The sequence below is a fragment of the Priestia aryabhattai genome (assembly GCF_023715685.1).
Taxonomy (GTDB): Bacteria; Bacillota; Bacilli; order Bacillales; family Bacillaceae_H; genus Priestia; species Priestia aryabhattai_B.
In genome coordinates this window covers 85,886-104,777 of sequence record NZ_JAMBOQ010000001.1, presented here as the reverse complement: position 1 = coordinate 104,777, position 18,892 = coordinate 85,886, and the positions used below count along the sequence as shown (strand labels likewise).

The window sequence follows — 18,892 nt, the reverse complement described above, 5'->3', positions numbered from 1 at the left end:
AAAAGCGCACGTTTTATCCATATGCGAATTCGGGAAGATATAGTATCTGCAGTGATAATTTCCAGTTCACATCCACAAAATATTTTGGTAAAATTCATAAATGATTATCTATTAGCAGACTAACTGCTCAACCAAAAAAAGCAACCTCACTCCAATGCTGGTGAATGAGGTTGCTTTTTTTTATTAAGAGCTTCCTCTCTGATATAACTCCTTTTCTAGCTCAATTGTATATCTTAATCTTGTTTGCTTTTTATAAAGCTCATCAGATAAATCATTAAATTCATTTTCTGTAATAATTCCTTTGATTAAATCAGAAAAGAGACTATTGATTCTTTGTTTTCCTCAATTTAAAGTATGCATATGCACTTAAAGTGATGGCTACCATCACTATACAAGTAAGAGGAAAAAGGATAGTGTTAATAAAATGATCATAAAACCACGTATACATAAAACCACCTCAAATAGTTTAAATTCACCTTGATAAGCACTAGCTTATAAGAACTCAACAGATTATATGAATCACTTCATCTTCGGAAAAATGATACAAATGAACTTGTTATCCTCTCTGTTTCTTTCTGTTTTTCAAGAAAGCAACAAGAAGAAGCAGAGGAGGAATAATCGCGAGGATAGGCATATGCAGAATAAACATTTCTACCTTTAGTCCTTCATGGAGATGTTCTTGAAAATTGCTCGCAATCGTGCTAGCCATAAATAGAATAACGAAGCCCAAAGGGTATGAAAGGCGTGAAGGTGATTTAATCTTAAATAAGTTAGCCGTCCCTATGACAGCTGCATATAACAACACGCTAATCTTAATGAAACCACCGATAACTAAAGCAAGCATAAAAAATACATCAAGACGTTCCAAAAAGTCAGCTACCTGGATGCTTTGTACGGTACTAAGAAGAGGGAATTGTGAACGTGCAGTCAAATCAACCCCTAGTACACTAATGTTAATAAGCATTGTAATAGTTAAGTTGATTCCACTTAATCCTGTTGCACATAACATGGCCATTTTTGCCTTTTTTTGGTCTTTTAAATACGGTAAAATCATCGTAAATACCATCGCTTCTGCAAACGGGAAATAGATAGTTTGAGTAAATGCAACTTTCAGGACGGGTAAAACACCCTCTTCAAGTACTGGCTGTAAGTTTGTAAACTCGATTAAACCTGAACATACGATGAGAACAAACCCCATGATGGCAAAAATATACATAAATATAAAAAGGATCTCTCCTGAGCGAGCTACAACCTCGATTCCTTTTCGAATCGTATAAATAATGACAAGCATTAATAAAGTATGTGCAATGAATAAAGGAGTCTCAGGGTAGGCGGAGGTTAACAACATCGCGCCAAAATCACGGAGAACCCTTGCTGCATCATACATAAAATAAAGGATGTAGACAAAGGCAAGTATCGTTCCCATCCATTTACCCATGATTTTTTGCATGTACTCTGTAGGCAGGAGATCTGGATAATATGAATGCAGCTTATGATAGACTAAAAATAGAACAAAACTTCCTACCATCCCAAGCAGAATCGCAAGCCAGGCGTCTTGTTTTACATCCATTGCAATAGGTACCAATAAAGAACTACCTAGTTCAAACAGAACCATTAGAATAAATAATTGACTGGCACTAATTTTTGCCTTCTCCATTCAATTTGAACCTCCTTTCCAATTTTATTTAAATTGACCTTTTGCTTTCTTGACCTTTCATTACTTCCAATCGTTTGAACGTTATGTAAAGCTACCAAATTCGCTATAAAGTTAGTTATAGGATAGAAGTATTGTCTTCGTAGGGAAGAGTTCCATTGGGAATTTTAATAATAACCATAATATCCTATATGAATATTAGCTAGTCTAATGGGTTATCCGCCATACTTCTTCCTGTTTTTTAAGAAAGCTACAAGAAGAAGGAGAGAGGGAATAATTGTAAATAGAGGAATATGCAGAACAAATTTTGCTGCATAGAGTCCTTCATGGAGGTGTTCTTGAAAATTACTCGCAATCGTGATAGACATAAATAGAATGATGATGCCTAAAGGATACGACATCCGGGAAGGTGATTTAATCTTAAATAAGTTAGCCGTCCCTATGACGGCTGCATAAAATAACACGCTTACTTTAAAGAAAATACCAATCACCATAGCAAGCATAAAAAACACATCAAGACGTTCTAAAAAATCAGCTACTTGGATGCTCTCGACTGTACTAAGAAGAGGAAATTGTGAACGCGCAGTCAAGTTAACGCCAAGTACACTAACATTGATGAGCATCGTAATAGCCAAATTGATTCCACTTAATCCCGTTGCACATAACATGGTCACTTTTGCTTTCTTAGAGTTATTTAAATACGGCAATATCATTGTAAATACAATCGCTTCAGTAAACGGGAAATATAACGTTTCAGACAATGCCACTTTTAATGGTGGTAACAGGCCTTCTTCCAGTGCAGGTTTCAAGTTTGTAACATCGATTAAACCTGAACTCACAATCAAAATAAATCCAGCGACCGCAAGGATATACATAAAAATAAAAAGCAGTTCTCCTGATCGGGCTATGACCTCAATTCCTTTTCGGACCGTATAAATAATAACAAGCATTAATAATGCATTCGCGATAAATAAAGGGGTGTCAGGATAGGCAAAGGTTAACAGCATTTCACCAAAATCACGTAGAACTCTTGAGGCATCATACATAAAGTAAAGAATGTAAACAAAGGCTAGTACGGTTCCCATCACTTTGCCTAGAATTTTTTGCATGTATTCTGTAGGCAAGAGATTGGGATAATACGTATACAGCTTATGATAGACTAAAAATAAAACAAAACTGCCTAACATGCCAAGCAGAATTGCTAGCCACGCCTCTTGTTTTGCTCTAATGGCAAGAGGTACCAGTAAAGCACTCCCCAGTTCAAACAGGACCATTAAAATAAAGAGCTGACTGGCACTAATTTTCGCTTTCTCCATTTAACTGGCACCTCCTTTTCTTCACTTTTGATTCTCCTTTATACCTGAAAGAAACGATTTATTTCGTAAACCAGCACGACGCACATAGGCTTCCACGGTGATGTCGACCTTTAATTTTGGAAAGTACACATCGCTCCATTCAGATTTTATTTTTTTCCATTGATTCGGCCTTGAACGGTGAACGACTTCGCCGAATCCAAAGATATCTGCTTTGTTTTTCTGCGCATGTTCAATAGCTTTCTTTAGCTCTTTTTCAATTTCTGTTCTCAATAATTGTTCGATTTTTGTAATGACCTTTGGATTGGTGATATCGACAGGAACCTCTATTTCAGCAATATCTCCTTCTACACGCGCATGAACAGAAATGTAAGGTTGACCATTCTTTACCTGCGCAGATATCTGTGTTTTTTGGCGAACGGTTTGATAAGCAATCGCTTCTTTTTCTCCTCCCCAATCAATGTTGATATCGGTTCCTTGGATTTTATCGAGAATCCATATCGTTCCCCTTGCTTTTTCTCCATACAACCAATCCACTAACTTTCCTTGTTTTAAAACAGCAATTCCGGAAGCGCGAAGCGTTGCTTCAGGTGCACTTTCTTGAAGATTCTCCAACATCTGTGCTTGCTTATGGTTCCCAACCACACGGAATCCTCCTACTATCGTTTGCTCCCCAGGAGAACGTAGCTTTTTTATCACTTCTTGAAGCGTCAACTTTATGTTCTCTCCCCATTCTCTCTGCGTGAACTCTAATGTTTTAAGTACTTTATTCGCTGGAATCTTATCAACGGGTGTTAATGTTTTGACGAAATCTGCGGCAGTTGAATGATTTGCAATTACCATGGTGGCAGTATTTCGGAATTCCGGGTCACGATCCATAGCATCAATTAACGGGTTAAGCCCATTTTCTCTTGCCAGCTTCTCACCAATCACAATCAAGTTTGCATGAGCATAATAAAGTCTTCGGGAAATCTTACTTGAAGCCCGTCTACTTGCTTCGACTATATTATCTCCCGAAGCCGAATAGATGGTAACAGGAGGGCTTTGAGTACCGCCTCCCCCTCCTTGCATGCCTCCAGCCACGTTTCCTGGATTAATAATTTGGAGCGTTAAGTGATATCTTCCATCTTTCGTTTTATCGATACCTATGGCTGATACAATGGCAAGGTCGGTTAACTCTTTTTTACTCCAACAACTCGAGAGCAAGACAGTCATTGTCATCATCAATAAAAGAAAAAGGCCTTTACGCTTCATTGTTGTCACCTTCTTCAAAATCCCGATTCACCATACCACGAGATGCAGGAGGTTGCGGGCGTCGATTTGCTCCTTCTCGAACCGTATTAGCAGTAATTAATCGTGGCCTTTGTCTCAGTGTCCACCATGGTAACCTCACAACAGTATCCCCATTGTTTACAGGGATGAAGGGTGCAAAGGGGGCCATATAGGGCACACCAAATGAACGTAAGCTGCATAGATGAACGACCATCATCAGCAAGACCAGAATAATCCCATAGAAACCAAATGTTGCGGCACCAAGCATAAATAAAAAGCGAATTAAACGAGCCGAAATAGCCATATCAAAGGAAGGTGTAGCAAAACTAGCAATGGCTGTGATAGAAACGATAATGACCATAGCCGGTGACACAATACTTGCTTGAACGGCTGCTTGACCAATAACAAGGGCACCGACAATGGAGACGGCCGAACCAATGGCTTTGGGCAGTCGAATCCCTGCTTCTCGTAAGATTTCAAAGGTGACCTCCATGAGAAGGGCTTCCACAAATGCTGGAAAGGGAACGGCTTCCCTTTGCGCCGCGATGGCTACAATCAGTGTTGTTGGCACCATTTCCTGATGGAAGGTCGTGACAGCCACATAAGTAGCAGGCGCAATAAGAGAAATCAAAAACATAAAAATACGTAAAAGACGAATCGATGTTGCAATGTCGAAACGGGCATAATAATCCTCGGCCGATTGGAAAAATTGCATAAATACAGCAGGCGCAATGAGTACAAAAGGGGTTCCATCTACAAAAATAGCAATCCGACCCTCTAACAGATTCCCTGCCACTACATCAGGTCTTTCAGTGTTGTAAACGGTTGGAAAAGGTGTCATCGTCTCGTCTTCTATGAGTTGCTCAATATAACCTGATTCCAAAATGCTATCAATGTCAATTTTGTTTAATCGTTGACGAATTTCGTTAATAACTTTGTCATTGGCAATGTCATGTATGTACATAAGCGTCACATCTGTCTTAGTTACACGCCCTATTTTAAAGGACTCTGTCCATAAATCAGGGGTCTTAATGATGCGACGTACCATGGCTGTATTGGTTCCAATAGACTCTGTAAACGCGCCTTTTGGTCCTCGAACCACCATTTGGGTAGTCGATTCTGCAATAGAACGTTTTTCTCCCCCTTGGGTGCCAGCACTCAGTGCCTGATCTATTCCATCCACTAGAATAAGAGTATCGCCTGCCATTAAGGCCAAAAATAAGTCATCCCAGTTATGGATAAATGATACGTTACTAACCGCCATCATATCTTCAGAAATCAGGTCTAACGCATCGTACTCATTCACTTTTTCTTTCTCATCATCTTTCATCATGGATTCAAGTAAGAATTCTTGAATCGATTGATTGTCTACGATTCCTTCTAGATACACAATCGCTACCCTTATATTGAAGTTGCTCCCCATTTTTAAATGACGAATAACAACGTCTGAACTGTTTCCTGTTTTTTGTTTAATGATGTTAAGGTTCGCTGACAGTGAATCTTGTATATGTTCTATGAATTGATCAGTTGCTTGATTTTTAGCATCATTTTGGCGGTTCTTTTTTGATTTTCGATCTTTAAAAAACGAAGGCATAGATTCAAGCACCCTTCTTTTAGTTTTTATTAATTTAACCGTATGAAGGGTTTTTATGTATTTTTTAACAATTAATATTTATGTATCGTAATAGGTAAAAGAGAAGAACCTATTGAATGGAGCGTGATAAATATGAAAATCATGGGTATTAGTCTTTTGATGCTGGGATGTTTAATAGCTTTTTCTTTAGGCATCGATATTTTTCAAGGATTTGATGTTTCTCAGGCATTGTACAACGCCGTGAGTCCCTTTAGGGTAATGGAAGTAGCTGAATTATTTGTGCTCTTTTTTCTTCTTTTTCTTTTTTTTGCTGAATCCGTTTACCTTTTCATAAAGGAGAGAAAGGGAAATCAAAGTAAGTAACCATATAGGTATAAATCGTCATTTTTGAAGCTGAAAAATGAGAATAATATGAACGCAGCCCGGGTTATGTGTTCTACTCGGTTCTTCTACTAGTCAAGATCCGTATAAAATGATTATTTACCTATATTTATTAATTGTTTTTTTATCCATTTCTTCACGTTATTCATTCTGGAATCAAAAGCCATTTGAAAGAGACCAGTTAATTGGAAATCAGTAAAATGATTTCTTTTTAATTTGAGTAAAGCTTCTTTATAGGAAGAAAAATGGAGCTGTTTGAATAAAAAATCTTCCATTGCCTCCCGAATATATTTTTCATTTTTCCAACAATTCATGGGCACATGAGCAAATTGCCAGGGTTTAAAGACACCAGGATAAACAGCTTCTACCACTTGAAAAGGGGATTGGCCGAAAAGGGAAAAGACACCTCCTAGGCTATGTTGATTAAAAAAGTGAATATTAACTTGAATAGGAATTTCGTTAAGAGGAATTTTTAGTTTTTCCTCTATTACGTACTTTACTGCTTCAATAGCTCGTTTTTTTCCCTCTTCTCCATCCCAATATTTATCAGGAACTTGTTGGAACTGCCAGGGTTTAAATATTCCCGGATAGGCATTATCAATGACTTCATAATAATTCCATCCATAAAGCATTGCAGGTGGTCTGAGGCGATGAGACCACAACGTATTTGCCCCTACTTGAAGAGGGATTTCATGAACAGGAATCATTAAATGTTGTTCAAGTAGATAGCATGTCATATAGCTCATATATTTTTTTCCTTCCTTACCTACAAAGAAATAATTAGGAAACCGTTTTCTTTTCCTTTCTAGAACATGTTGATAAATTTCAATAACTTGTTCTCTATTCACTATCCTGAGCTCCTTTTAAAAAAAGCATTTTCCATTAGTATGTATAACTATGGGGTTTTTATACAAGGGGAGAATTGTTACATGAAGAAAGGCAAAATATATACATTGATAGATGGGAGTGAAAGAAACATTATCATTGATAAAGGAACGACGTTAAGAGAAGATGTGTATAGAGTAGGAATCAGGGAAGGGGATCTCCTGTATATGTAACTGGTTATATAAGAAGAGGAATACAATGAGTTAAATAACTGATAAGCTATCATATATAATTATAGTGTTATCAATTACTCTAACTAACGACAAATAAGAAATATGACTCTTAAAAATTATGTATACGATATAGAAACCAAAAAAGCCATGAATATGTAGATTCATGGCCAATCTTTTAATAAATTCACGCATTGTAAAGGGGAGAAATAAAAAAGTTATTATCTGTCATAATATATTGATGTAATTGCTGCAGACTAGTATCCAAAGTAGAAGATAAAGACTCAGCAGCATATGCACAAACTGAAATCATACCTTCCTTTTTAACAAAATTATAAGTATAGAACACAGACTCTCTACAGAAGAAGTTGTATTGATTAATAAACGATTTAACTATCTGTTGGATATAAGTATCACCGAAACTGTTATAGTGTTTGAACAAGTAAAAGATGAAATTATTAAAAAGGCACAACAAGAGGTATTGGCATTATCTGTTCCTGTCGTTCCTATTCAAGATAAAACCGCTGTTCTCCCACTAATTGGCTCTATTGACTCGGAAAGAGCAGAATTTATCTCGGAGAATGTGATCTTGAAAATTATTGAAATGAAGGTAGAGCGTCTGATTGTTGATTTTTCAGGTATCTTAGATATAGACACTATAGCTGAACGTTACCTCTTTGATATCTACAGTGTTCTTCGATTACAAGGTATTGAGGTCATGATGACAGGTATACGACCTGAACTTGCCCAAATTGTTGTTAGAAATGGAATTGATTTCTCATCTATTAAAACCTATGCAACAGTTAAACAAGCGATAGAAACTCAAAAAAGCTAGGAAATTAAGTTTTCCAGCTTTTTGATTTAAGATGTATATTATATGCGGGATTAGTATTTTATTTGTACTATAGCAAAATGCCCCTAGAGTTATAGCTCTAGGGTTATCTTAGTAAAGATTACTCAGATAGAATACACTTTCTTTACTTTTTCAAAAACGATTCTAATTTCCTAAACTTATTTGTATGTCCACGTATAGAGAAAACTTCTCTATTCCTCCTACAGTCGATTCAGTTCTAGATACTCTTTTAAAGTTTGCTGTAATGTCCCTTTTGTTTCTGCTCTGTCCTCAAAGGAGATTCCTGAGTGAATCATTGTTCGCACTAGATCAGCACGTAAACCTGTAAGAATAGCTTTACATCCCATCATTGAAATGCCAGTTAATATTTTTTGAAGATGGTCAATAACATGCATCTCCATGTTAGCAATTCCAGACAGGTCTATAATTAATGTTTCAATCCTCAAATCTGATATGCCTGTCAATACTTTCTCCTCAATCGTTTGGATACGATATGTGTTAACCATTCCGATCAACGGTAATACAGCTACAGATTGGCTAAGTGGTATAATAGGCACCGATAGATGTTCAACTAAGTCCCTTTGGGAGGCAATTAATTCATCTTTATACTTGGAATAACTAATTAAAAAAGTGTTAAGAAATTGATCAATCCTGTCATTAATACGCTTCTCTAAGGAATAAAATTCTTCACGACTATTAAAATGGCTATTTATTCGATCATATTGATAGAGAAAATGCCACAATGTTCGCCTAATGGACTGTACCCATTCTAGTTTGAAGGCAAGAGTTAAGGCGTGCTCCGCCCAGGCTATCCCTTCTTGTTGAGCGAAAGCAATGAGTTGGTGTTCTTTTTGCTCTACGACATATAGAGCTAACTTTTGAGCATTTTTTAAAAGATCAATATTTCCAGTTTCTAAAATGTCATTAATCTTAGAGGCTACGTTAACTGCCTCTGATAAGAGCTTATCTTGGAAATTCTGTTTGTTATCTCTAATAAAATCGGTCATTTTCTCTCTCTGGTTATAAATAATTTCCATTTTAAATACGCCCCTTATTTGTTTTTAGATTATAGTTATCTTTAATTAATCACTATCCCTAAATGAATTATTATCTATTTTCGTTTTCATTCTTTGTATATAAAGAAAAATCCTCCTTCCTTATACAAACCATAATAGAGATGTTTTAAGATAAAAAACAACAGAGCTTTTATAATGAATCTTTACACCTGGATATACCCATGGTCGTTCTCATTTTTTCAACATGATAAAGGGTTAATTAAAGTCATTTTCGCTAGCCGATACGCATTCAGATACTTCATCAAAAATGTTCTGAACTTGTTCTTTATTTAACGCGTCAACTTTCTCCCAAGCACTAGAAATATAACCTTCTAAATAATCAGGATAGGAAATAGATTCAGAAGTAAGTGCTTTATAGAATAAAGGGTTGCCTCCTTTATCTACTTCACCCTTACATCTATAGTTTTCAAACTTCCAACCATCTTTTGTTTTTATAAACTGATAAAGGTCATTTTGTCCCCATCTAGGACTGTAAATTTGCATTTTGAATCTAGATGCACTACTCAATTTCAGATACCTCCTACCTCCCCAAAAATATCATTTTTAAATAAGATTCTTTGTTTCTTTACCCCTAAAACATATATTTTATTTACATCTTTTTTGTCATATATATCTATAGTTCTTAACTGTGTTGCATTCGTCATATAATCCTTAATTTCAATGTGTAATTCCATTTTTTTGTTTTTTTACAAATTTATTTCATTTTTAAAATCTTTATTTCAATTATTAGAGGTAATAACTTATACCTATACCCTATGTTAAAATGGATTAAACTTTAATTTGTAAAATTTCTTTAAATAGTGAGAAAGGGGTTTGGTGATAAATGACAATAATTAAAATCAAAGAAATGTTAGAAACTTTATTACAATATGAAGATAGTGAGATCACTCATACCATTTGTAGTGTAAATAATACCTTTTCTCTCAGTTATTCTAAAGAACTACAGACTTTTCAATTGAAGAATGTTGAAACGGGCCATATTGAACGTTTTACAGATGTGGAAACTACATCTTTAGCTCTGGATAGAATAATAAGTATTGCGGAAAAAGAAGTCACTGAGTAATAATCCACTTTTAAAGTTTACATAATGGATTTTATCGGAAATTACATGCTAAAAGCTTTTTTTATGAAGAAAGAATTCATATCTATTAACGAATTGGTAAATATTATCCAAGAGGTGATGATTTGGATAAGAATAAATTAAAGCTTACATCTTCCGAAATAGGAACACTATGGGGAGAGTATGTAAACGGAACGATGACAGATATAGTAAATAGATATATGTTCTCTATTATTGAAGATGAGTCAATAAAGACCATTTTTGAAGATGCTATCAAGACCTTCGCAAAACAAAAAAAACAAATTGTGGCTTTTATAGAAAACGAAGGGTTTCCAGTACCAATTGGATTTACAGAGTCTGATCTTAATAAAGGTACCCAGAGGTTGTTCACGGACATATTCTGTTTGAATTATTTACATATTATGACATTGCATGGGTTGCTAGGACATACAACCTCATTAGGTGTTTCTGTCAGAGAAGACTTACGCCACTTCTACGATTCATGTGATAATGATGCAAAAAGAATGTATCATCAAACGGTTGAATTATTACTTGAAAAAGGGGATTTTCAGAGGGACCCTTATTTTTATCCTGCTACGAATCCTGAATATATTTCTAGCCAGGATTTTACGGATGGTTTTTTCGGAAAAGGCAGACGTTTATCGGCAATAGAAATCATAAGTATTTCTTTCAACCTTAAAAAAAGCATTATGGCTAAAACTCTTTCTATTGGATTTAGTCAGGTCTCTCAATCAAAAGAAGTAAGGAAATTTTTAGAGGATTCGGAGAAAACAGCTGATGATCAAATACAATCCTTTTCAAAAATCATGCACGCAGATAATTTACCAATTCCTAAATCGTGGGAGACAGAAGTAACAACTTCAACAGACTCTCCTTTTTCTGATAAATTAATGATGTATCATATTGGTTTCTTGTTCCAAGCTGCACAAGCATATCATGGAACAGGTTTAGCATCAGCCATGCGAACAGATCTTGTAGCTACTTATGAAAGGATTATTCTAAAGAATTTAATGGTAACAAAAAGATGGTTTAACATTATGGTGAAAAATAAATGGGTAGAACAACCACCACTTGCTCCTAACAGAAAAGAAATTGCAAAAGAGAAATGATAAAAAATATTTACATAAAACATGTTAACGGTAGAAAAAAAGCGCAAACCTGTTTAATAAAAACGAGTTGGCGCTTTTTTTCTATTATTATGAACGAGCAAAATCGTCATATCTATCACTTACTTTTAATTACCTTGTGACTCTATAAAAAACGCCCACAAACAGATAGTTCGAAAAATGAACGTCCATAAAAGTATATCTTTCGATTTAAGTTTCTCACCCTTGACTTAGAGTGAACTCTAAGCATTATTCTTTCTTTATGTCACAAATTAAAAAGGAAAGAAGAAATAGTTCTATCAGATTTAATGGAGGCGGTTATATTGACATATTCTATTGGAGAATTTTCTAAACTCGTTGGGTTAAGTGGATATACATTGAGGTTTTATGAAAAAGAAGGGTTAATAAAAGTAAACAGAGACGAGAACAATGTCAGAATCTACTCGGATGAAAATAAATTATGGATTGAATCTTTGCTTCACCTGAAAAATACGGGGATGTCACTTAAAGACATGAAACGATTTGCAATGTGGGGACATATGGGGGATAAAACAATGGAAGAAAGGTTAGATTTGCTTAGAAATCATCGCAAAAAAGTAGTGGAAGACTTGGAGAAACTTCGTCAAAGTTTAGAGCATCTAGATAAAAAAATAGATTTTTATGAAAAAGAAGTAGGAGACTGTTTCTCTTAAAAATTAAGCAGCCAAGTGTTTTTTCCATTTGCATCTTTTGGATAAACCTCATACAGACAGCTTTTTACATTGTGCTTTTATCGAAAATAAAAAAAACAAAAAAACACTTGCGTTAGAGTGCTCTCTAAGGATTAACCTATTCTTGTACCATTTAAATACATGAGGGGTTAAACAACCTTTACAACATACGACAAACTAACAATGTTAGATCAATACTATTCAGAAAGAGGTTAAAAAAATGAACGAAAAATATAGCAACTTATTTAAATCTTTTACATTTAAAAAAGGGATTACCTTTAATAATAGAGTCGTTATGGCACCAATGACAACTTGGTCCAGTAATGATGATTACACGGTTTCAGATGAGGAATTAACCTATTACAAAAAAAGAGTAAACGGAGTAGGACTTGTGATTACAGGTTGTACACATGTGACTCCAAACGGGATCGGTTTTACAAATGAATTTGCAGCTTATGACGATACATTTATGCCGGGCTTACGTAAATTAGCTGAAGCCGCGAAAAGTGGCGGAGCTCCTGCTATCCTTCAAATTTTCCATGCAGGTAACAAAGCACTACCGGATCTTGTGCCAAATGGTGAGGTTGTTAGTTCAAGTGCTGTAGAAACTGAGGCAACTGGATTTGCTCCTTCAGTTTTGCCTAGAGAACTTTCACATGAGGAAATTTTAGATATCATCCATGCATTTGGAGAAACAACAAGAAGAGCAATTGAAGCAGGTTTTGACGGCGTTGAGCTTCATGGTGCTCATGGATTTTTAATGCAGAACTTCTTCTCACCTTTCTTCAACAGACGAGAAGATCAATGGGGAGGATCATTAGAAAATCGCATGCGTTTCCCACTAGCAATTGTTCAGGAAGTGAACAATGTCATTGAAAAGCATGCAACAAAACCGTTTATGTTAGGATACAGACTATCCCCTGACGAACATGAAGAAGGCGGTTTGAGAATGAAGGATACCTATGCATTGATTGAACGCCTTATTGAAGAGGATGTTGATTATGTCCATGCTTCATTGGCTGATGCTCTTTCTTCAAAGCCAGTCGATAGTCAAGGTGAAAAAACATATCTTGAGTTAATTGTTGACCATGTAAACGGTCGAGTTCCTGTACTGGCTGCTGGTTCTATGGTAACTCCGGATGATGTTGCCAAAGCATTAGATAAGGGTCTTACCCTAGCTGCAATTGGCCACGCGTTAATCATGAATCCTGACTGGGTTGAAAAGGTTCAAAATGGACAAGAGTCTGAGGTCCAAACAGCGATAAAGGCTTCAAAGGTTAGTGAGCTTGAGCTTCCAGAAAAACTTTGGGGCGTCATTCAAGCTTCAGGCCCATGGTTTAAGATTGAGGAATAATCTAGAACCAACGGTTGATTAACTAAGGGCAAGAGAGGTTTGCAAGGGAGATGCCTTCAGTTGCTGCATCTCTTGGCAAAAATCGAAGCGTCAAAGAGCTCCTCAAGGGGGAAAATAAAATGAAAACACGAAAACTTGGAACATTAGAAGTATCGGAATTAGGATTAGGGTGCATGAGCATTAGTGCAAATTATGGGCCTCCAGCAGACAAAGACCAAGGTATCAAGACAATTCGTACAGCCTATGAAAAAGGCGTCACGTTCTTTGATACAGCCGAAGTTTACGGTCCATATACTAACGAAGAGCTGGTTGGAGAAGCTGTCGCGCCTTTCCGCGATGAAGTGGTTATCGCAAGTAAATTTGGTTTTGACCTTGAAGGTTCAGAAGGTCTTAACAGCCGACCAGAACACATCAAGAAAGTGGTTGAGGACTCGCTTAAGCGCCTAAAAACGGACCGTATTGATCTCTACTACCAGCATCGAGTAGATCCGAAAATACCAATCGAAGAAGTGGCTGGTGCAATGAAAGATCTAATCATGGAAGGGAAGATTTTACATTATGGTCTCTCTGAGGCGAGTGAGAACACAATCCGCCGAGCGCATGCTGTACAACCTGTTACAGCAATTCAGAGCGAATACTCGTTTATGGAAAGAGCACCAGAACAAAATGGCGTACTTAAAGCTTGTGAGGAGTTAGGAATTGGCTTCGTCCCATGGGGGCCAGTTGGAATGGGTTATCTCACTGGGAAGCTAGATGCTCGCACAAATTTCGACCCGAAAACGGACCTTCGAGCTGAGTTCTCTCGCTTTACTCCTGAAAACTTAGCAGCAAATATGCCGGTTGTTGAATTGCTCAGAGAGTTTGCAGAAAAAAAGAATGCTACACCGGCTCAAATTTCCCTTGCATGGCTTATGGCACAGAATCCTTGGATTGTTTCTATTCCAGGTACACGCAATATAGATCACCTGAACGAGAACTTAGGAGCAATGAATATTCAGCTGACACCAGAAGAACTTCGTGAGCTCGAAACTGATTTCTCTAAAATCAAAGTGCACGGTGGCCGTATGAATGAAATGCAGATGCAGATTGTTGAAAAGTGACAGTTTAATCTTTGGCGTGTTGGAGAACGCGTTTCTCTGAGGCTCATCGTGATTTACGTATAAAGTAGAAAAGTTTATTGTTTTTATCATGTTTTTATTAAGAGAGGATGTCATTTATATGTCAAATATTCAAGATAAGGTTGTCATTATTACGGGCGCTTCTAGTGGAATTGGAGAAGCGACTGCAAAAGAACTTGCATCTAAAGGTGCGCAGCTGGTACTGGCGGCTCGTCGCGAAGATCGATTAAAGAAATTGCAAGAAGAGATTCAAAAGAATGGTGGGCAAGCTATTTATAAAGTGACGGATGTTGCCTCACATGAACAAATGGAAGAGTTAGCTGAGTATGCTCTAACAGAGTTTGGAAAAATTGATGTAATGGTTAATAATGCAGGAGTAATGCCACTGTCACCTGTTTATCAGAAAAAAATCAATGAATGGGATTCGATGATTGATATTAACATCAAGGGTGTACTTTATGGTATTGCTGCTGTCCTTCCTTCCATGAGAGAAAGAAAAGAAGGGCATATCATTAATGTTTCCTCAATAGCCGGTCACTTAGTATTCCAAGCTAGTGCAGTTTATAGTGGTACAAAGTTTGCTGTACGTGCCATTACAGAAGGTCTCCGTAAGGAAGAGGCACCCAATAATATTCGTACAACTATTATTTCGCCAGGAACTATTTCTACAGAATTACTAGAATCCATTTCAGATGAGGAATTAAAATCTGAAATCGTTGAAGTTAGTAAAATTGGAATCGAGCCTGCTAGCATTGCTCGTGCCGTTGCATTTGCCATTGAACAACCATCAGATGTAGCGATTAATGAAATGATTGTTCGTCCAACAATTCAAGAACTCTAAAAAAACTTTTGTAATGAGGCAGCCCCACTTTTTTTGGTGGCTGCCTCATTACCTTCTACTTTGCCAATAATGAAAGGAGAAGTTACATCTTTATAAATGCAAAAAGCCCTTGATAAAAGAGTTTTTTAGCACGAAATTGCCGATAATGTTCATTGTGATAACTAAGCATACATAGAATATATCATTTTCATTTTATATACTTGTACTTAAACTAACGATGAATTTGAATACAAGAATAAATCATTAGAAACTGTGCATGACCTCAGATAATATCAAAAACATTCATACTTATTAAAAATTGGAATAACAGATTCTTTTACTAATTCAACAAAAGCGTTTACTATTGGCGTTTGATTTTTATTTTCCCATACAAGAGCTGTGACAGTATTGAATTTGTTATCTCGAATGTCACGATATACCACTTCATTTTGTAATAATAATTGTATTGAGGCAGGGACTATAGCTATACCAATTCCTGCAGAAACTAAAGATATAACAGTGGACATTTCTTTTGTTTCTTGTATGATGTTTGGGCTAAACCCTGCGTCATAACAACTATTAATTATCCCGTCATAATGACTTTGATTTGAATTTCTTCCAGTTAAAATAAAAGGATCATTGGCTAACTCAATAAGATCGATGGAGGATGTTTTGGAAGCTAAAGGGTGTTCTTTTGATAAGGCTGCAACCATAGGTTCTTTTCTAATTATTTCAAGCTTTCCTCATTGCTAATTGTCGCCCTTATCTTAATGTATACGGTGAGACACCTTAAGGATATTAAGGAGTAAAAGAAGATCTAACTAAAATTTTAAGAAAAAAAAGAATTTTTTAACACTTAAATTGATTTCATAAAAAATAAAAAGCCCTTTTCGTCAGGGCTTTTTATTTTACGACTAAACTTGATAATTGTTTAACAAAAAATGATTTATTCCTTCTAATTATTGGAACCTATTAGGTTTTGGACTTGTCAATATTTACTGGACATTACAGAAACTCAACATACCAAAGAAAGCTCCTGTTATTAAATGAAAGAGCTTTTTTACTAATTCTTCCTTATTTTATAAATAAATTATAACCTTAATCATTGCACTTGATTCTTTGATATTTTCCTTACAATTTCAATAAAGAATCTAGTTAGTAAAGATTTGAAGATAATACCAAAAAAAGTAGTATGCCAATTCCATCCCTTTTTCCACTTAATGAGATTCGTCCTCTTTTCTGCCCATAACTCAACCAAAGACAGAGGGGCTATCAGGGCAAGTAGCTTATACAGAACAGCAAATGGTTTATCTTTCCACGTCATTTGATTGTACAGAACTGTAAAGGTTGGATATAATAAAAAATCAAATAGATAGTGTGTTTTCGTTGTTTTTTGAAACAAACGAACAGGATATTTAACTATATTTGATGAAGTAAGAAAATTATCTATGATACCGTTGGTAAGAGCATTAAATAAATATACTAATAACCAATCTTTTATGGAAGGTTTTCTAAATAATAAAGGACCTAAAATACCTATGTTTAAAATGAGTAAAGTACGTAAAAAATTGTTTTCAAATTTATGCCTTTTCATAAAGCAACTCCTTTCATTATTAGAATGCTTCAGAAAAGGGAATACTATTACATTTTAAAACGACTAACATTCTTACTATCATAAAAAGCACATTTTTAAAGAAATACACGTCACAAAATTGGTTACCTCGTTATATGGGTCATTGCCATTTTAGTTTATGAAGTAATTACATTGCTTCCTGAACCATGGGGATACTTTCATTATGGATGGTGGAAACTATGGCATTCAGCTATTGTCAATCCTATCTTATTTTTAATTTTATTAGGTTATTATAAATGGGTATGTAAAGTAGAAAATAAACTTCTTACTAAGGATAGATAAAGGTTTATATTTTGAACAAACTACTTAAAATGGATGAATTATTGCTCTATGACTACCTCGCACTGAACAGAAAAAACACTGATTAGGCTCAGTGTTTTTTTATTTTTAAGTTGAATATGATGTATATATCTAGTATACATAATTATTCCTAGAGGAACCCAACAAAAAAGCAACCTCACTCAAGCATCGACTATGAATGAGATTGTTTTTTAACTTGTGATAAAAATTTGTACTTCTTACTTATCTTTCGTTAATTTCTTTCGATCAGCTGCCATAGGTGGCTTTTCTAACCATTCCTTATTAATCATAATGTTAGCTCCATCTTCTGAATAAGCTAATGTCTCCGTTAGTAAACGAGAATAATCAACGACTAAATCACTTCTTTGACTCTGAGAAATCGAAACCCCATAATTCCCTACTCCTGCATAAATCATTAAGGAGAAATGAAACATCATTAGTTTTTCAGAAAAAGGCGCTTCTGTTGAGATAGTGATTTCATGGTCATGTGATACTGGAACAGGAAGATCATGAGACTTCAAATAAGAACTAAAGACTTCAAAATGTTTCTTTGATATTTCTTTTCCTTTTAACATGTATTCTCGAATCTTTTTAGTAGTGGTTACTTGAGCAAATGCTGTCGCAATAGCTGTTCCCATGATATTCGTTTGGATATTTGCATAAAGGTTTGTCACCTCTTGGCCAGTAAGAGGACGACTTTCACCCAAAGCTTCAAATAGAAACGACTGTTTACGAATAAACTCAACCTGCTGAGGCTTTGGGATTTGAGGAGGTCTTACAGCTAATCCCTTTTCCAACAGAAGATGTGTTGCTTCAGTATGCAATTCATTACTAGATGTTAAACATTTTGAGTAAAATGCCAGGATATCTTCCCTATACATATTAGGTAGAACAGTTGCATTTGCAACTAATCCACCTTTCGTCATATTTTTAAGATAAAATAAACAGAAAGTATCTGTAAATAATGGTTTGGCTTTTAAGTTGACATCATGTTCTCTAAAACCTTTAGGAACTGCTATCTCCTCTTTTTCAAAGATATTTTTGATTATTTCAACATGCTGTTGGGATAGATCTAGAGCATGCTTAATTACTTTCTTAATTTGCTCATCCTTAATCCCTTGAACTAAATATTTAAAGACACAAATAGACATACTATCAGCAAGATAACTGCTCCATAAGCAAGATATCTCGGCTGATGTTAAATCAATATGTTGCTTCTCCATTGAAAACCTACCTCTCACTTGTTTAACTTTTTCGTCTTATAAGATGTAGGTTTCCCTTTTTATAAGTTGAATATTTGGAACGAAGGCTTTTTTTGTAATCCTTCTTGGTCTTTTCTTTCCGTCTTCATACGCTTTCGAATGTCATAAGTGCATTGAATAAAATCAAATATTTGATAATAATCTAAACTTATCCAAAATATCAAATGTTTACTTTCGAAATAGAGAATGATACCTTTCAAAAAGACCTTGACTTTATTCCTTTAAAGTTTTGAAATAGAATCAAATATAATGTTCGTAAAAGTATACTTTTTGAACAATCTTCATTCATAGATTTATTTACCCAAACTTA

Annotated in this window: 19 protein-coding genes; 9 read left to right on the top strand and 10 right to left on the bottom strand. The window is 35.5% G+C overall.

Translation table 11 applies throughout. From position 1 onward, the window contains the following. Positions 1-556: 556 nt before the first annotated feature. From M3225_RS00525 to M3225_RS00510, 4 genes are all read right to left on the bottom strand, one after another. Positions 557-1,657 carry a GerAB/ArcD/ProY family transporter gene (locus M3225_RS00525; RefSeq protein ID WP_251390287.1) on the bottom strand — a complete coding sequence of 367 codons (1,101 nt, stop codon included), beginning with the start codon at positions 1,655-1,657 and terminating at the stop codon, positions 557-559. Between the two features lie 212 nt (positions 1,658-1,869). After that, positions 1,870-2,970 carry a GerAB/ArcD/ProY family transporter gene (locus tag M3225_RS00520; RefSeq protein ID WP_251390285.1) on the bottom strand — a complete coding sequence of 367 codons (1,101 nt, stop codon included), beginning with the start codon at positions 2,968-2,970 and terminating at the stop codon, positions 1,870-1,872. 21 nt (positions 2,971-2,991) lie between these two features. After that, the gene (locus M3225_RS00515) at positions 2,992-4,221 is read right to left on the bottom strand and encodes a Ger(x)C family spore germination protein (protein ID WP_251390283.1); all 1,230 of its coding nucleotides are present in this window, start codon (positions 4,219-4,221) and stop codon (positions 2,992-2,994) included. After that, entirely contained in the window at positions 4,211-5,833 is a 1,623-nt protein-coding gene (locus tag M3225_RS00510; RefSeq protein ID WP_251390281.1) for a spore germination protein, read from the bottom strand. Before M3225_RS00510 ends, M3225_RS00515 begins: the two co-directional genes overlap by 11 nt. Before the next feature lie 132 nt (positions 5,834-5,965). On the opposite strand from M3225_RS00510, the gene M3225_RS00505 reads away from it, so the two are divergent. Continuing rightward, on the top strand, positions 5,966-6,196 hold the full coding sequence (locus M3225_RS00505; protein WP_013059999.1) for a hypothetical protein: 231 nt from the start codon (positions 5,966-5,968) through the stop codon (positions 6,194-6,196). A 113-nt stretch (positions 6,197-6,309) separates the two neighbouring features. On the opposite strand, the gene M3225_RS00500 is transcribed toward M3225_RS00505, so the two are convergent. Continuing rightward, positions 6,310-7,062: a hypothetical protein gene (locus M3225_RS00500; protein WP_251390279.1), complete on the bottom strand. Its 753-nt coding sequence runs from the start codon at positions 7,060-7,062 to the stop codon at positions 6,310-6,312. Between the two features lie 81 nt (positions 7,063-7,143). On the opposite strand from M3225_RS00500, the gene M3225_RS29390 reads away from it, so the two are divergent. Further along, the gene (locus M3225_RS29390) at positions 7,144-7,272 is read left to right on the top strand and encodes a hypothetical protein (protein WP_285885192.1); all 129 of its coding nucleotides are present in this window, start codon (positions 7,144-7,146) and stop codon (positions 7,270-7,272) included. A 370-nt stretch (positions 7,273-7,642) separates the two neighbouring features. Next, positions 7,643-8,104, top strand: a complete 462-nt coding sequence (locus tag M3225_RS00495) for an STAS domain-containing protein (RefSeq protein WP_251390277.1) — start codon at positions 7,643-7,645, stop codon at positions 8,102-8,104. 218 nt (positions 8,105-8,322) lie between these two features. On the opposite strand, the gene M3225_RS00490 is transcribed toward M3225_RS00495, so the two are convergent. Then, complete coding sequence (locus M3225_RS00490) at positions 8,323-9,159, bottom strand: STAS domain-containing protein (protein ID WP_251390275.1); 837 nt, start codon at positions 9,157-9,159, stop codon at positions 8,323-8,325. Positions 9,160-9,393: 234 nt separating this feature from the next. Next, positions 9,394-9,705 (bottom strand): hypothetical protein, encoded by a 312-nt coding sequence (locus tag M3225_RS00485; protein ID WP_251390273.1) that lies wholly within the window; start codon positions 9,703-9,705, stop codon positions 9,394-9,396. A gap of 316 nt (positions 9,706-10,021) precedes the next feature. On the opposite strand from M3225_RS00485, the gene M3225_RS00480 reads away from it, so the two are divergent. The 6 genes from M3225_RS00480 (at position 10,022) to M3225_RS00455 (ending at position 15,408) form a co-directional block, all read left to right on the top strand. Further along, complete coding sequence (locus M3225_RS00480; protein ID WP_251390271.1) at positions 10,022-10,261, top strand: hypothetical protein; 240 nt, start codon at positions 10,022-10,024, stop codon at positions 10,259-10,261. A gap of 122 nt (positions 10,262-10,383) precedes the next feature. Continuing rightward, positions 10,384-11,388: a DUF3231 family protein gene (locus tag M3225_RS00475; RefSeq protein ID WP_251390270.1), complete on the top strand. Its 1,005-nt coding sequence runs from the start codon at positions 10,384-10,386 to the stop codon at positions 11,386-11,388. 320 nt (positions 11,389-11,708) lie between these two features. Beyond that, positions 11,709-12,077 carry a MerR family transcriptional regulator gene (locus M3225_RS00470; protein ID WP_251390268.1) on the top strand — a complete coding sequence of 123 codons (369 nt, stop codon included), beginning with the start codon at positions 11,709-11,711 and terminating at the stop codon, positions 12,075-12,077. 238 nt (positions 12,078-12,315) lie between these two features. Continuing rightward, a complete protein-coding gene (locus M3225_RS00465) occupies positions 12,316-13,449 on the top strand; it encodes an NADH-dependent flavin oxidoreductase (RefSeq protein ID WP_251390266.1) in 1,134 nt (377 codons plus the stop codon). A 119-nt stretch (positions 13,450-13,568) separates the two neighbouring features. Continuing rightward, positions 13,569-14,549, top strand: a complete 981-nt coding sequence (locus M3225_RS00460; protein ID WP_251390264.1) for an aldo/keto reductase — start codon at positions 13,569-13,571, stop codon at positions 14,547-14,549. 118 nt (positions 14,550-14,667) lie between these two features. Continuing rightward, positions 14,668-15,408 (top strand): SDR family oxidoreductase, encoded by a 741-nt coding sequence (locus tag M3225_RS00455; protein ID WP_251390262.1) that lies wholly within the window; start codon positions 14,668-14,670, stop codon positions 15,406-15,408. Positions 15,409-15,680: 272 nt separating this feature from the next. Here the strand turns inward: M3225_RS00455 and M3225_RS00450 are convergent, their stop codons facing one another. The 3 genes from M3225_RS00450 to M3225_RS00440 all read right to left on the bottom strand — a co-directional run bounded on the left by M3225_RS00450 (position 15,681) and on the right by M3225_RS00440 (position 18,543). Continuing rightward, complete coding sequence (locus tag M3225_RS00450; protein WP_308215723.1) at positions 15,681-16,115, bottom strand: LysR substrate-binding domain-containing protein; 435 nt, start codon at positions 16,113-16,115, stop codon at positions 15,681-15,683. A 374-nt stretch (positions 16,116-16,489) separates the two neighbouring features. Continuing rightward, positions 16,490-16,981 carry a CBO0543 family protein gene (locus M3225_RS00445; RefSeq protein WP_251390258.1) on the bottom strand — a complete coding sequence of 164 codons (492 nt, stop codon included), beginning with the start codon at positions 16,979-16,981 and terminating at the stop codon, positions 16,490-16,492. Positions 16,982-17,538: 557 nt separating this feature from the next. Then, a complete protein-coding gene (locus M3225_RS00440; protein ID WP_251390257.1) occupies positions 17,539-18,543 on the bottom strand; it encodes a DUF3231 family protein in 1,005 nt (334 codons plus the stop codon). Positions 18,544-18,892 lie beyond the last annotated feature (349 nt).

What these genes read in the sequence shown, in the direction of transcription:
- M3225_RS00525 (WP_251390287.1), bottom strand. Translation starts at nt 1,657, where the DNA reads ATGGAGAAGGCAAAAATTAGTGCCAGTCAATTATTTATTCTAATGGTT.
- M3225_RS00520 (WP_251390285.1), bottom strand. Translation starts at nt 2,970, where the DNA reads ATGGAGAAAGCGAAAATTAGTGCCAGTCAGCTCTTTATTTTAATGGTC.
- M3225_RS00515 (WP_251390283.1), bottom strand. Translation starts at nt 4,221, where the DNA reads ATGAAGCGTAAAGGCCTTTTTCTTTTATTGATGATGACAATGACTGTC.
- M3225_RS00510 (WP_251390281.1), bottom strand. Translation starts at nt 5,833, where the DNA reads ATGCCTTCGTTTTTTAAAGATCGAAAATCAAAAAAGAACCGCCAAAAT.
- M3225_RS00505 (WP_013059999.1), top strand. Translation starts at nt 5,966, where the DNA reads ATGAAAATCATGGGTATTAGTCTTTTGATGCTGGGATGTTTAATAGCT.
- M3225_RS29390 (WP_285885192.1), top strand. Translation starts at nt 7,144, where the DNA reads ATGAAGAAAGGCAAAATATATACATTGATAGATGGGAGTGAAAGAAAC.
- M3225_RS00490 (WP_251390275.1), bottom strand. Translation starts at nt 9,159, where the DNA reads ATGGAAATTATTTATAACCAGAGAGAGAAAATGACCGATTTTATTAGA.
- M3225_RS00480 (WP_251390271.1), top strand. Translation starts at nt 10,022, where the DNA reads ATGACAATAATTAAAATCAAAGAAATGTTAGAAACTTTATTACAATAT.
- M3225_RS00465 (WP_251390266.1), top strand. Translation starts at nt 12,316, where the DNA reads ATGAACGAAAAATATAGCAACTTATTTAAATCTTTTACATTTAAAAAA.
- M3225_RS00460 (WP_251390264.1), top strand. Translation starts at nt 13,569, where the DNA reads ATGAAAACACGAAAACTTGGAACATTAGAAGTATCGGAATTAGGATTA.
- M3225_RS00455 (WP_251390262.1), top strand. Translation starts at nt 14,668, where the DNA reads ATGTCAAATATTCAAGATAAGGTTGTCATTATTACGGGCGCTTCTAGT.
- M3225_RS00445 (WP_251390258.1), bottom strand. Translation starts at nt 16,981, where the DNA reads ATGAAAAGGCATAAATTTGAAAACAATTTTTTACGTACTTTACTCATT.
- M3225_RS00440 (WP_251390257.1), bottom strand. Translation starts at nt 18,543, where the DNA reads ATGGAGAAGCAACATATTGATTTAACATCAGCCGAGATATCTTGCTTA.